The following is a 13441-nucleotide window of genomic DNA, read 5'->3' on the forward strand; positions in this document are numbered from 1 at the left end:
AAGGTTTTGGACAGATACCGGACGGATCCGGTCGGCCATCCGTTCAGCCGAGCACTCCGGCCGCCGAGCGCGGAGCCGGCGTCAGAGCCTCACCCACGCGGTCGACCAGCAGCGCCATCTCGTATCCCACCTGGCCGACGTCGCAGCTGCGAGCCGCGAGCACGGCGAAGGAGGAGCCGTCCGAGATCGACATCAGGAAGAGGAATCCGTTGTCCATCTCGACGACCGTCTGGAGCACCGCACCGCCCTCGAAGCATCGCGCGGCGCCCTGGGTCAGGCTGACCAGGCCGGAGGCGATGGCCGCCAGCTGGTCGGCACGGTCCCGGGGAAGGTCCCGCGAGGCCGCGAGCAGCAGACCGTCGGCGGAGACCGCGATCGCGTGCGCCACCCCGGGAACGCGGTCGGCAAAGTTGGCGAGAAGCCAACCCAGATCCTGCGTACTTGTCATGCTCCATGCTCCTTGCCAGCCTGCGAGGACTGCTGCCCTCCCGGAGTCTCCTCCGGGTTGGTCGATTGTTCCTTCGTACGGCCCCGCTGCACGCCTCGGTGATACGCGGACAGTAGCCCACGGACCGCCTCGGGTGTGCGGCGTTGAACAGAGGTCTCGGCCCGGTCGACACCACCCGGGACGAGCTGCGCCATCGGAGTACGACGCGGCAGACCGGCCGTCGTCGTGGTCTCCACCGGCGCCTCGGCCGCCTTGCGGGCAGCCTGCCAGCCCTCGTCGGCCGCGGTCTGCCAGGGGCCGACCGGACCGCCGTTGACGCTGGTGCCGTTCGTGGTGGCCGCGCCGCCGGCGGCCGGTGCACCCACCGTGGCCGGGGCGCCGACGGGTGCCGGGTCGCGGTCGGGGGTGCGGACTTCCGGCGGCGGTGCCTGCTGCGGCACGGCGGCCGAGCGGGCGGGTTCACCGGTCGAGAAGCGCTGCGTGGTGACCACGTCGCCGTTGGCGTCGGCCGAGGCCGGCTTGGGCTCCGTCGTCCGGGGCTCGCTGGGCCGCGCGGTGGTGAACCACGCCGACTCGAGCTCCCGGAAGATCGGCAGCTCCATCGTCTCGTCCGCGAACTGCGACTGGCCGTCGCCCGCGGCCCGCTGACGGGCAGCGGCCTGCGCGGCGGCGATCTGCGCGGCGGCGGTCGCCTGGGCGGCCGCGGCCTGCTGGGTGGCCGCCTCGTGCGCCGCGGCGGCGGCAGCGGCGGACCGCTCGGCCTCGCTCCGCGGCGTCGCGTTCTGCGGGTTGGTCGGGCGGGCCACCTGCGGCTGCGGTCCGGTGCCGTTGCGCTCCCCGCGATATCGCGGGATCTCGGCGGTCAGGTCCAGGGCCGCGGACAGGCTCTCCGGCACGTGCGGGGTGGCCTGCTCGCGATCCGCCGACACCGGCGGCCAGGCCGGCGGGTTGGCGGCCGGCGGGGCCGAGTGCGGCCGGTTGGTGTGCGGCGGCGCCGAGGCCGGCGAGCCGGACACGGGCGGCGACGACACCGGGCGGCCACCACCGTACGGCGGGGCGGACGGCACGGGCGGCGCGGAGACGGGCGGCACCGGGGGCGCCGACACGGGCGGCACCATCGGCGGCCGGCCCTGCGTCTCGGGGCTCGGCGGCAGCTGACGCGGGATGGTGTGCCCGAAGGAACCGGTGTCCTCGGGGCGCTGTCCCTCGCCGTTGCGGCGGTGCGGCAGGCCGTCGTCGCCCGCGAAGCCGTTCGGGCTACGCTGCGGGATCGGCGGGATGGGCTCGTTGCTGCGCGGGCCGTGGAAGCCGTTGGCGCCGCCGCCACCACCGTTGGCGAAGCCGTTGGAGGCGCCGTAGCCGTTGCCACCGCCGCCACCGAAGCCGTTACCGCCGCCGAAGCCGTTTCCGTTGCCGCCACCGAAGCCGTTCGACGGCTCGAAGCCGTTGGTGGGCGCACCGGTCAGGTCGGACCAGGCCGGTGCGGACCGGCCGGCGCCCGTACCGAGCATGCCGCCCGAGGGCATCGGCGGGTTCGGGTCGAACGGACGGCCGCCGGGGTAGCCGCCGCGCCCGTTGCCGCTCTCGAGCGCCAGCGGCGGCTCGGCGAACGCGGGGCGGGAGGGCTGCTCGGCGCCCGGGTAGCCACCCGAGGCACTGGCCGGGAGCCGACCGGCCGACTGCGGCGAGGTGAGCACGCCGATCGGCAGGCCGACGTCGGCGACGGTGCCCCGCTCGGTGTCCGCGGGACGCAGCTCGACCTTGACGCCGTGCCTGTTGGCCAGGCGGGCGACCACGACGAGGCCCATCATCCGGGAGACCGCCACGTCCACCATCGGCGGGTTGGCCAGCCGCTCGTTCAGCTCACGCAGCTGCTCGCGGCTGATGCCGATGCCGCGGTCCTCGACGGACAGCACCGCACCGTCGCCGAGGCGCCGGGCCTCGACCACGATGTTGGAGTTCGGCGGGGAGAAGGCGGTCGCGTTGTCGAACAGCTCGGCGACCAGGTGGACCATGTCGTTGACCGCGTGCGCGGCCACCTCGATGTCCCGGTCGATCATGCCGAACTCGATGCGCGTGTAGTGCTCGACCTCGGACTGCGCGGCGCGGAGCACGTCGATCAGGGCGGCGGGCTCGCGCTGCACCCGGGTGGAGTCCGCGCCGGCGAGGACCAGGAGGTTCTCGTCGTTGCGGCGCATTCGGGTGGCCAGGTGGTCGAGCTGGAAGAGCTCGGCCAGGCGGTCCGGGTCCTCCTCGCCGCGCTCGAGGCGGTCCAGGTGACCGATGAGCCGGTCGACCAGGATCTGCGAGCGGCGGGCGAGGTTGACGAACATCGTCGCGACGGAGGAGCGGAGCGCGGCCTGCTCGGCCGCCGTACGCACGGCTTCCAGGTGGACCGCGTTGAACGCCTCGGTCACCTGCCCGAACTCGTCCCGGCTGCGCACCGGCAGCGGCTCGGCGACCTGGTCGGCGACCTGGGCCGGGGTCAGCGAGCCGGTCAGCGCCGGGTCCCGCAGCCGCTCGACCGCCTGGGGCAGGCCGAACTGGGCCACGTTCAGGGCGCCCTGCCGCAGCTCCCGCAGCGATCGGGCCATCGACCGGGCGACCAGCCACGCGAACACGATGGCGAGCAGGAGCAGGCCGAGCAGGACGCTGGTCTCGATGAAGACCCGTCGCTGCACCGTGTCGCGGATGTCCGTGGCCTGGGTCACGATCTCCGAGTCGAGCTTGTTCTCCACGTCGCGGAAGAGGCCGTTGTAGCCGACCATCGCGGTCTCCCACTGCGCCCGGTTGAACGGGATCTGGGTGGACCGGTTGGTGGCGAGGTTCTGCAGCGGGCCGGTGAGGTTCGTGGCGGCGCGCTCGGCGGGTCCCTGGATGACCCGGTCGATCAGCGCCTTGTCCTCGTTGGAGGCGACCTGCCGGACGGCCGCGTCCGAGATCGTGAAGCCGGTCTCGGTGAGCAGGAACTCGCGCCGCAGGTCGGGCTTGAAGTCGCCGACGCCGAGGACCTCGTGGCCGACGTCGCGCTGGCGGGACACGTAGTCCTTGGCCCGGGCGACGCCGGCGACCACGCGGAGCCGGTTGCTCAGGCCGACGTCCTGCGCCAGCTGCGCGGAGGCGTCACGCACGTTCAGCAGGTCCTCGATGAGGTTGCTGTAGTTGGTCTCGACCTCGTCGGCGTCGAACTGGTTGTTCGTCGTCTGGCTCCGGTAGGACGGGAGCTCCTTGAGGTTCCGGTCGAGCCGCACGAGCAGGGTGTTGACCTGGTACGGCACGTCGTCCAGCGCGGCTTCCTGCTGCGAGTAGGGCAGCTTGGCCGCGTCCACCTTCGCGTGCTCGCCGGTGTACGACTTCACCGCGGCGGCCCGGTCGGGCGTGTTCGCCTTCGTCGTCGCGATCATCACACCGAAGGCGCGTTCGTTCTGCAGGTGGTCGACGAGCTCACCGGCGGTCTGCGACAGCACGGACAACGTGCGTGCGCGCTCGGCGTTGCTCGCCTCTTTGATGTGGTCCATGAGGCCCTGGGTGCCGACGATGAGCGTCGCCAGGGTGGGCACGAGCATGATCAGCCCGAGCTTGGACCAGATCGGGAGATCCCGCAGCCGACCGGCCGGTCGGCGGAGACGCGACATGACGCCGTTCGCCGTCTTGGGGCGCTTGCTCACGTCACCGTCCTCCTGATTCGGACCCGGCCTTCGGATCACCGGGCACCGCACACGGCCGACTCACCGGGTCGGGCCCCCGAGATTCCATCACGACGAGTGTCAAAGAGAAAGAGCAGCCTGACCCGGACCGTTTGTGTGATGCGAAGTCGCGTCCGAAGACGGCGACAACACCGGCCAGCCATCACTGCTCGTATAGGGGTACTTCTCTCACTGTCACTTGATCCGGTCGGCGCGCCGGGGGGCTCGCTTGCGCCGACCCGCCCCGATCCACCTTCGATCGCGGCAGCACAGACGATTGCTCGCACGAGACCGTACGGCAAGGCAAGATGCCGGATTGTGCAGTGTTTGTAGACAGCAATCTGGCCGAACGGCCGACCCACCTCGCCGAATCGGCAGTTTCACGCGACGAAAGTACGCCCGTGTCGCCCATGCCGGTTAAAAGCGGACTTCACGCCAGCAACTTCGCGTACGCCGGCTTGATCACATCGGTGATGATGGCCAGCCGCTCGTCGTACGGGATGAACGCGCTCTTCATCGCGTTGATCGTGAGCCACTGCAGCTCACTCCAGCCCCAGCCGAACGCCTCGGCCAGCAACGCCATCTCGCGCGACATCGACGTGCCGCTCATGAGCCGGTTGTCGGTGTTGACCGTGACCCGGAAGCGGAGGTCGTGCAGCAGCCCGATGGGGTGCTCGGCGATGGAGTCGGCGGCGCCGGTCTGCACGTTGGAGGACGGGCACAGCTCCAGCGGGATGCGCTTGTCGCGGACGTACGACGCCAGCCGCCCCAGGCTCCCGCCGGTGATGTCGTCGACGATGCGCACGCCGTGCCCGAGCCGGTCCGCGCCGCACCACTGGATCGCCTGCCAGATCGACGGCAGCCCGAACGCCTCGCCCGCGTGGATCGTGAAGTGGAAATTCTCCCGCTGGAGGTACTCGAACGCGTCCAGGTGCCGGGTGGGCGGGAAGCCGGCCTCGGCACCGGCGATGTCGAAGCCCACCACGCCGGCGTCGCGGTAGCGCACGGCCAGCTCGGCGATCTCCTGCGAGCGGGCGGCATGCCGCATGGCGGTCAGCAGCGTGCCGATCCGGATCCGCTTGCCGGCCGCCGCCGCCTCGGCGCACCCCTCCTCGAAGCCGGCGTGCACCGCGTCGACCACCTGGTCGAGGCTGAGCCCGCGCTCCAGGTGCTGCTCGGGCGCGTAGCGGATCTCGGCGTACACGACGCCGTCGGCGGCCAGGTCCAGCGCGCACTCCCGGGCGACCCGGCGCAGCCCTTCCTCGGTCTGCATCACCGCCACCGTGTGCGCGAACGTCTCCAGGTAGCGTTCCAGCGACCCGGAGTCGGCCGCGGCGACGAACCACTCCCCCAGCCGCGCCGGGTCGGTCTCCGGCAGCTCGTGCCCGACGGCCTCGGCCAGCTCGACGACCGTCGCGGGACGCAACCCGCCGTCGAGGTGGTCGTGGAGGAGGGCCTTCGGGGCGTTCACGATGTCGGCGTGGGAGATGGCAGCCATCAGCAGATGCTAGAGGGAAGCAACGGATGATCGACGGAGCATTGCCGTACCTGCGGTGCCCGGTGTGCGCCGGAACACTCGCCCGGGCCGGTGAACAGGCACTCCGGTGCGCCCTCGGGCACTCCTTCGACATCGCCCGGCAGGGATATGTGAACCTCACGGCGGGACGTTCGGTCCATCCGGGTGACACCGCCGCGATGATCGAGGACCGGGAGGCCTTCCTCGCGGCGGGTCACTACGACTTCATCGCCGAGGCGCTGGCGGCGGCCGCCCGGCCCGGCGACGGCCTGGTCCTCGACGCCGGTACGGGCACCGCCCGCTACCTCGCCGCCGTCCTCGACGCCCATCCGCGGGCCGTGGGCCTCGGCCTCGACGTCTCCAAGCCGGCCCTGCGCCGCGCGGCCCGGGCCCACCCCCGCGCCGGGGCCGCCCTCGCCGATCTGTGGCGCCCGCTGCCGGTGGCCGACGGCTCGGCGCGCACGATCCTGAACGTCTTCGCGCCCCGCAACGGGCCGGAGTTCCACCGCGTCCTGCGCCCGGACGGCGTGCTGGTGGTGGTCACGCCCGCGCCGGACCACCTGACCGAGCTCGTCGAGGCGTACGGGCTGCTCAGGGTGGATCCGGACAAGGGTGACCGGGTCGCCGGCGCCCTGGGTCCGGGGTTCTCGCCGGTGTCGGTGACGACCGTGCGCCGCACGCTGCGGCTGACCGCCGAGGAGACCCGCACCCTGATCGGGATGACGCCGAGCGCCCGCCACCTGGTCCCCCGCGCCGACGGCGAGCACCGGGTCACCGCCGCCGTCGAGGTGGCGGTCCACCGGCCGGGCTAGACCGAGAGGTCCACTTCCTCCCACTCGGGCGGGTCCTCGTGGAAGGGGCCGGAGAAGAGCACCGCCCACTCCAGCGCCCACCGGCGCTGCCCGATCGCGTTGCTGTCCACCTCGCCGGGCAGCCGTACGCCGTTCTTCTCCGCCTCCTGGAACGCCCAGTCGAGGCAGTAGTAGAGGTCGAGCAGCACGGCGGCCTCGATCGCGTCCCGCGGCGCCACCAGCGACCGGGACCGCCAGGCGTTGAAGAGCTCGTTGCCGGGCAGGTCCGGCATCTGCCGCATCAGCCGGTCCTCCGGCGGCGCGGTCGGGTCGAGGTGCCGGCTCAGCCCGAGCAGCCACGCCAGCGCGAACACCGCGTCGTGGTGCAGCACGAACGAGCGGTGGTCGCCCCGGGCACCGGCCACGAACTGCCACTCCGGCGGTGTGACGAAGTCCACCAGCTTGGAGTTGAGCAGCCAGCTCATGGCGGCCTCGGTGGGCATGCCGAAGCACCGGGCCACGACCACGTGCAGCACCGCCGCGCGGGCCTCCAGCTCGGCGGTGGCCCGCAGCTCCACCCGGTCGCCCGGCTCCCAGACAAGCGGGAACGACGGAGGCGGCAGCGGCAGGGCGAGCCGTTCGAGCTCGTCCAGGCTGGCCTCGCGTACCGCTCGGGGATCGGGGGCGGCCTTCATGACGGCTCAGGCTATGCGGTCGATCAGCAATCGCCCATGGGTGGGCGCGGACTCCCCGATCCGGATCGCTCCCGCCGCGGTGTCGCGCGCGGCGGGGATCCGGCCGGGGTCATCGGTACGCAGCTCGAGCAGCACGTCCCCGGCGCGTACGGAATCACCGGGCCGCACCTTGAGCACGACGCCGGCGCCGAAGCTGACCGGATCCTCCTTGCGGGCCCGGCCGGCACCGAGCCGCCAGGCGGCCAGCCCGATCTCGAGCGCGTCCACCGCCTCGACCACGCCGTCCTCCGCGGCCCGCAGCACCTCGGTCTCGCGGGCGGTGGGCAGCGGCGCGTCCGGGTCGCCGCCCTGGGCGCGGATCATCGCCTTCCACGAGTCCATCGCGGCGCCGGACGCGAGCACCCGGGCCGGGTCGGCGTCGATACCGGCCGCGGCGAGCATCTCCCGGGCCAGCGCCAGGGTCAGCTCGACCACGTCGGCCGGGCCGCCGCCGGCCAGGACCTCCAGCGACTCCTCGACCTCGACGGCGTTGCCGACCGTACGGCCGAGCGGGGTGTTCATGTCGGTGAGCAGCGCGACCGTGTTCACGCCGTGCGCCTTGCCCAGCTCGACCATGGTGCTCGCCAGCTCGCGGGCGGCGGCCAGGTCCTTCATGAACGCGCCGGTGCCGACCTTGACGTCGAGGACCAGCGCGCCGGTTCCCTCGGCGATCTTCTTGCTCATGATCGAGCTGGCGATCAGCGGGATGGCCTCGACGGTGCCGGTGACGTCGCGCAGGGCGTACAGCTTGCGGTCGGCGGGGGCGAGTCCCTCGCCGGCGGCGCAGATGACCGCGCCGACGTCCCGGAGCTGGCTGACGAACTCGTCGTTGCCGAGCCGGGCCCGCCAGCCGGGGATGGACTCCAGCTTGTCCAGGGTGCCGCCGGTGTGGCCGAGGCCGCGGCCGGAGAGCTGCGGCACGGCGGCGCCGCAGGCGGCGACGAGCGGGGTGAGCGGCAGGGTGATCTTGTCGCCGACGCCGCCGGTGGAGTGCTTGTCCACCGTCGGGCGGGTCACCGCGGACAGGTCCAGCCGCTCCCCGCTGGCGATCATCGCGGCGGTCCAGCGCGCGATCTCGCCGGGCGTCATGCCGCGCAGCAGGATCGCCATCGCGAGGGCGGACATCTGCTCGTCGGCGACGACCCCCTTCGTGTACGCGTCCAGCACCCAGTCGATCTGCGCGTCGGACAGCGTGTGCCCGTCCCGCTTCGCCCGGATGACGTCGACGGCCGCGAACTCGCTCATGCCTGCTCCCACCTCGTGCCGATGCCTTCCGGCGGTTCGCCCTCCCCGGCCCAGGAGAGCTTGCCGTCCGCGTCCACCACGACGACCCGGGACGTACGGGTGCGTCCCCAGGTCACCGCCGCGGCGGCGGTCGGGAAGAGGGGCCCCTCCTCGAGGATGCCCTTGTCCGCGTCGGTCTCCTCGGGGCTGCCCCCGGAGCGTTCCCAGTATCCGGTCCAGACCTGCTCGCCGCCCGAGAGATCCGGGTGCAGGAAGACGGTGCCGCGGCCCCGCCAGCGGGCGAGCTGGGTCGGCACCTCCAGGACCGCCGCCGCCCCGGTCACCTTCTCGAGGTCCATCGGCCCGAACGCGTGCGGCAGCAGCTCGGCCACCGTCAGTGGCCGGGGCAGCGCCTCCACCAGGCATTCCGGCCCGCCGTGCTCGTAGAGCAGCTGACGGCACCGTCCGCACGGCATGCACGGCTGACCGGTGGCGTCGACGCAGGAGACCGCGACCAGCCGGCCGCCGCCGGTCGCGTGCAGCGAGCTGACCAGCCCGCACTCCGCGCACAGGGTGACGCCGTACGACGCGTTCTCGACGTTGCAGCCGACCACCACCCGGCCGTCGTTCACCAGCCCGGCGACGCCGACCGGGAAGTCGGAGTAGGGCGCGTACGCGTGCCGCATGGCCTCGATGGCCGCGGCTCGCAGCGACCCCCAGTCGATCTCCATGCCGCCGATTCTGCCCCACCACCGTTCCGGCCCGGACCGGCTCCCGGCGAACGGACGATCAGCTCTTGATGTACGGCTGCCCGTCCGCGGCGGGCGCCCGCACCCGTCCCACCAGGCCGGCCACGGCCACGATCGTCGCGAGGTACGGCAGCATGTTCAGGAACTGGCTCGGCACCGGGCTGCCGACCGCGCTCAGGTACGTGGCGAGCTTCTGCGCGAAGCCGAAGAACAGCGCCGCCCCCAGCGCGCCGAACGGCGTCCACCGGCCGAAGATCAGCGCCGCCAGCGCGATGAACCCGGCGCCGGAGGTCATGTTCTTGTTGAAGCTGCCGGTCGCCACCAGCGTGAAGTACGCCCCGCCCGCGCCCGCGATCACGCCGCCGAGCAGCACGTTCAGGTAGCGCAGCCCGCGCACCCGGACGCCGACCGTGTCCGCCGCGGTCGGGTGCTCGCCGACCGCCCGGGTCCGCAGCCCCCACCGGGTCCGGGTCAGCCCGAAGTGCACGACGAAGACGAGGATCAGCGCGAGCCAGACCAGCCCGTTGGTGTGGAACAGCACCGGCCCGACGACCGGGATGTCGGCCAGCCCCGGGATGCGCCACTCGGGCATCTTCGGCGGCTGGTTGTACGCCTGCGCGTCGGGCTGCATGAGCCGCTCGTAGAGGAAGCCGGTCACGCCCAGTGCCAGCAGGTTGAGCACGATGCCGACGACGACCTGGTCGACCAGGTAACGGATGGCGAGCACGGCCAGGATCGCCGCGATCAGCACGCCGCCCACCGCCGCGCTGATCACGCCGGCCCACACGCTGGTGGCCATCGTGCCGACCAGCGCGGCGCCGAAGGCGCCCATCAGGAACTGGCCCTCGATGGCCACGTTGACCACGCCGGACCGCTCGCCCAGGACGCCGGCGAGGGCACCCAGGATCAGGGGTACGGCCAGCTCGAGCGTGCCGCTGGCGGTGTCCACCAGCGGCAGGAACTTGCCCGCGACCTGCCAGCAGAGGAAGGACAGCACGAACGCGAGGATGCCGAGGCTGAGCACCAGCGTCTGGTACGCCCGCAGCAGCCCGGCCAGCAGCAGCCCGCCGGCGGCGAGCGCCACGACGCCGAACAGGATCGCGCCGAGCTGACCGTTGATGGAGAGCGCGGCGCCCTCGGCGTCCTCGCTGAGCGTGAAGCGGGCCGTCTCGGCGGCGGCCAGGGCACCGAACAGGATCGTCGCCACCAGGCCGATCAGGACGAGGCCGACGCCGAGGCGCCGCTGCCGGTCCCAGAACCGTACGGGCGCCGCGGTCGGGGCGCTCTGTTCCGCTGTCGCCGTCGACACGCCGGTCACCAGCCCTTCGCCATGGAGGCACCGAGCCGCGCGGAGCGGGCGGCGCGGAGGTGGAAGGTCGCCTTCACCAGCGCCGGGGCGGCGATGAAGATGACGATCAGTGCCTGGAGGACCGTCACCAGTTCCAGGGAGATGCCGGAGAACGACTGCATGCGGTTACCGCCGGCGCGCAGCGCACCGAAGAGGATCGCCGCGAGCAGCGTGCCCCACGGCCGGTTGCGCCCGAGCAGCGCGACCAGCAGGCCGTCGAAGCCGATGTTGCCGGCCACCTGGGTGGTCAGCGCGTGCGCGGTGCCGAGGACCTGGGTGGCGCCGCCGAGCCCGGCGAGGCCGCCGGCCACGACCATGAGCATCGTGTACGTCCTGGCCACGCTGATGCCCGCGGTCCGCGACGCCGCCGGGTTGTGGCCGACGGCCCGCAGCTCGAAGCCGAAGGCGGAGCGGTTGAGCAGCCACGCGACCCCGGCGGTGGCCAGCACGGCGAGGATGATGCCGAGGTTGGCGCGTACCTCCCCGCCGAACGACGGCAGCTGCGCGGAGGAGTCCACGGTCTTGCTGATCGCGTCGCTGCGGCCGGGCTGCTGGATGCCCTTCTGCAGGATCAGCCAGCTCAGGAAGAGGTTGGCCGTGTAGTTCAGCATGATCGTCACGATCACCTCGTGGGCGCCGGTCCGGGCCTTGAGGATGCCCGGCACGAAGCCCCACAGCGCGCCGCCGAGCAGGCCGGCCAGCAGCGCCGCGATCAGGTGGATGACCGGCGGCAGCGGCAGCAGGAAGCCGGCCATCGCGGCGGTGATCGTGCCGACCACCGCCTGGCCCTGGCCGCCGATGTTGAACAGGCCGCCGCGGAACGCCAGCGCCACGGAGAGGCCGGTGAAGACGAGCGGCGCCGCGTACGTGAGCGTCTCGGAGATCGGTGCGAACACCGGGCGCCACCCGCCGGTGCCGTTCGCCCAGGCGGTGACGGTGGCCGGGTCGACGATCGCGCCCTTGAACAGGTCGCCGTACGCGGTGCTGACCAGGTCCCAGCTCGCGGTCAGCGCGTCGCTGGGCCGGGCGGTGAGGTACTCGAACGTCTTGAGCACCGCCGGGTCCGAGACGATGATCAGGACCGCGCCGATGACCAGGGCGAGGACGACCGACAGCACCGTGACCGTCACCGTGTTGGCGGCCCACAGGTTCTGGAGGAAGTGGCTCAGGAAGGAGTCCTCGCCGCGCTCCTCGGGCTTCTCGGCGGGCGCGGTCTCGGCGGCCGTCTCGTCGGCCTCCTTCTGCGGCGCGCCGACCGGTCCGTCGGTTGTCACTTCGTACCCTCCTCGGTCGCCGGCTCGGTGGCGCCCGCTCCGGGCCGCGACTCCGTGATGCCGGCCATCAGCAGGCCCAGTTCCTCGCGCGGGGTGTCCGGCGGGACGATCGCGAGGATCCGGCCGCGGTACATCACCGCGATCCGGTCGGCGAGCCCGACGACCTCGTCCAGCTCGCTGGAGACCACGAGCACCGCCGTGCCGACCTCGCGCTCGTGGATGATCCGGCGGTGGATGAACTCGATCGAGCCGACGTCCACGCCGCGGGTCGGCTGCGCCGCGACGAACAACCGCAGCGGCCGGGACAGCTCCCGGGCCACCACCACCTTCTGCTGGTTGCCGCCGGAGAGGGTGCTCACGGTGGCGTCCGGGGACGACGTACGGATGTCGAACTGCTCGACCCGCTCGCGCGCCGAGGCGGCGACCGCGCCGGGGTCGAGCTGGAAGGCGTTGCCGTACGGCGGCCGGTCGTACTGGTCGAGCACCAGGTTCTCGGCGACGGTGAACTCCTTGACCACGCCGTCGAGGCTGCGGTCCTCGGGCACGTACCCGATTCCGGAGCGCAGGATCTGCTTGGTGCTCATGCCGGTCAGGTCCTCGTTGTCGACCCTGATCGACCCGGCCGCCGGGCGGCGCAGACCCATGATCGCCTCGACGAGCTCGGTCTGCCCGTTGCCCTGCACGCCCGCGATGCCGAGCACCTCGCCCGCGTGCACGGTCAGGTCGACGTTGTCGACGGCGCGGACGCCACGGTCGTCGTCGACCATGAGGCCGGAGACGGTGAGCACCTCGCGGCCCGGCTCGGCCGGCGCCTTGTCGACCTCCAGGCTCACCGCGCGGCCGACCATGAGCGCGGCCAGCTCCTCCTCGGCGGTGTCGGGCGAGGCGGTGGCGACGGTACGGCCCCGCCGGATGACCGTGATCCGGTCGGCGATGGCCTTGACCTCTTTGAGCTTGTGGGTGATGAAGACGATCGACTTGCCGGCGTCGGAGAGCCCGCGCATGACGCCGAGCAGTTCCTCGGTCTCCTGCGGGGTCAGCACCGCGGTCGGCTCGTCCAGGATGAGCAGGTCGACGTCGCGGGTCAGGGCCTTGATGATCTCCACGCGCTGCTGGGCGCCGACGGGCAGGTTCTCGATCAGCGCGTCGGGGTCGACCGGGAGGCCGTACCGCTCGGAGACCTCGAGCACCTCGCGGCGGGCGCGGCGGCGGTCGAGGAAGCCGGCCCGGACCTTCTCCGCGCCGAGCGCGATGTTCTCCGCGACGGTGAAGACGGGCACGAGCATGAAGTGCTGGTGGACCATGCCGATGCCGGCGGCGATGGCGTCGCGGGGGCTGCGGAAGGTCCGCACCTGCCCGTCCACGACGATCTCGCCCTCGTCCGGCTGGAGCAGGCCGTAGAGCTGGTTCATCAGGGTGGACTTGCCGGCACCGTTCTCGCCGAGCAGGGCGTGGACCTCGCCGGGCTCGACGGTCAGGTCGATGTGATCGTTGGCCACCAGGTCGCCGAAGCGCTTGGTGATGCCGCGCAGCTCGAGTCTCAGCGGAATCTCCTGCAGACGAGGGACTGGTGCACAACGCGAGGGACGTTATAACAGCGCGAGCAGAGCCGCCGCGCAGGCCACGGGTTTTGCCCCCGTGGCCTGCGCGGCGGCCGGAATCGCCGGATTC

Annotated in this window: 10 protein-coding genes; 1 reads left to right on the forward strand and 9 read right to left on the reverse strand. The window is 72.4% G+C overall.

All coding sequences use genetic code 11. From position 1 onward, the window contains the following. Positions 1-43 precede the first annotated feature (43 nt). The 3 genes from CLV70_RS18715 to CLV70_RS18725 form a co-directional block, all read right to left on the reverse strand. The gene (locus CLV70_RS18715) at positions 44-448 is read right to left on the reverse strand and encodes a roadblock/LC7 domain-containing protein (protein WP_014447580.1); all 405 of its coding nucleotides are present in this window, start codon (positions 446-448) and stop codon (positions 44-46) included. Beyond that, the gene (locus CLV70_RS18720; protein WP_106127810.1) at positions 445-4116 is read right to left on the reverse strand and encodes a sensor histidine kinase; all 3672 of its coding nucleotides are present in this window, start codon (positions 4114-4116) and stop codon (positions 445-447) included. Before CLV70_RS18720 ends, CLV70_RS18715 begins: the two co-directional genes overlap by 4 nt. A 448-nt stretch (positions 4117-4564) precedes the next feature. Beyond that, positions 4565-5632, reverse strand: a complete 1068-nt coding sequence (locus tag CLV70_RS18725; RefSeq protein WP_106127811.1) for an adenosine deaminase — start codon at positions 5630-5632, stop codon at positions 4565-4567. Between the two features lie 26 nt (positions 5633-5658). On the opposite strand from CLV70_RS18725, the gene CLV70_RS18730 reads away from it, so the two are divergent. Continuing rightward, positions 5659-6462 carry a putative RNA methyltransferase gene (locus CLV70_RS18730; RefSeq protein WP_106127812.1) on the forward strand — a complete coding sequence of 268 codons (804 nt, stop codon included), beginning with the start codon at positions 5659-5661 and terminating at the stop codon, positions 6460-6462. Here CLV70_RS18730 and CLV70_RS18735 read toward each other — a convergent pair. Genes CLV70_RS18735 through CLV70_RS18760 form a run of 6 tightly spaced genes read right to left on the reverse strand, consistent with a single transcriptional unit; the run spans position 6459 to position 13269 of the window. Then, the gene (locus CLV70_RS18735) at positions 6459-7136 is read right to left on the reverse strand and encodes a DUF4272 domain-containing protein (protein ID WP_106127813.1); all 678 of its coding nucleotides are present in this window, start codon (positions 7134-7136) and stop codon (positions 6459-6461) included. The two genes, CLV70_RS18730 and CLV70_RS18735, sit on opposite strands and share 4 nt — an antisense overlap. Positions 7137-7142: 6 nt before the next feature. After that, complete coding sequence (locus tag CLV70_RS18740; RefSeq protein WP_106127814.1) at positions 7143-8420, reverse strand: thymidine phosphorylase; 1278 nt, start codon at positions 8418-8420, stop codon at positions 7143-7145. After that, positions 8417-9130: a cytidine deaminase gene (locus CLV70_RS18745; protein WP_106127815.1), complete on the reverse strand. Its 714-nt coding sequence runs from the start codon at positions 9128-9130 to the stop codon at positions 8417-8419. Before CLV70_RS18745 ends, CLV70_RS18740 begins: the two co-directional genes overlap by 4 nt. Positions 9131-9188: 58 nt before the next feature. Then, entirely contained in the window at positions 9189-10457 is a 1269-nt protein-coding gene (locus CLV70_RS18750) for an ABC transporter permease (protein WP_106127952.1), read from the reverse strand. Between the two features lie 5 nt (positions 10458-10462). Beyond that, positions 10463-11770, reverse strand: a complete 1308-nt coding sequence (locus CLV70_RS18755; RefSeq protein ID WP_106127816.1) for an ABC transporter permease — start codon at positions 11768-11770, stop codon at positions 10463-10465. Next, the gene (locus CLV70_RS18760; protein WP_342750375.1) at positions 11767-13269 is read right to left on the reverse strand and encodes an ABC transporter ATP-binding protein; all 1503 of its coding nucleotides are present in this window, start codon (positions 13267-13269) and stop codon (positions 11767-11769) included. The genes CLV70_RS18755 and CLV70_RS18760 overlap by 4 nt, the downstream gene beginning before the upstream one ends. Positions 13270-13441 lie beyond the last annotated feature (172 nt).

Origin of the sequence: Pseudosporangium ferrugineum (genome assembly GCF_003002065.1) — a bacterium.
In the GTDB taxonomy this organism is placed as follows: Bacteria; Actinomycetota; Actinomycetes; order Mycobacteriales; family Micromonosporaceae; genus Actinoplanes; species Actinoplanes ferrugineus_A.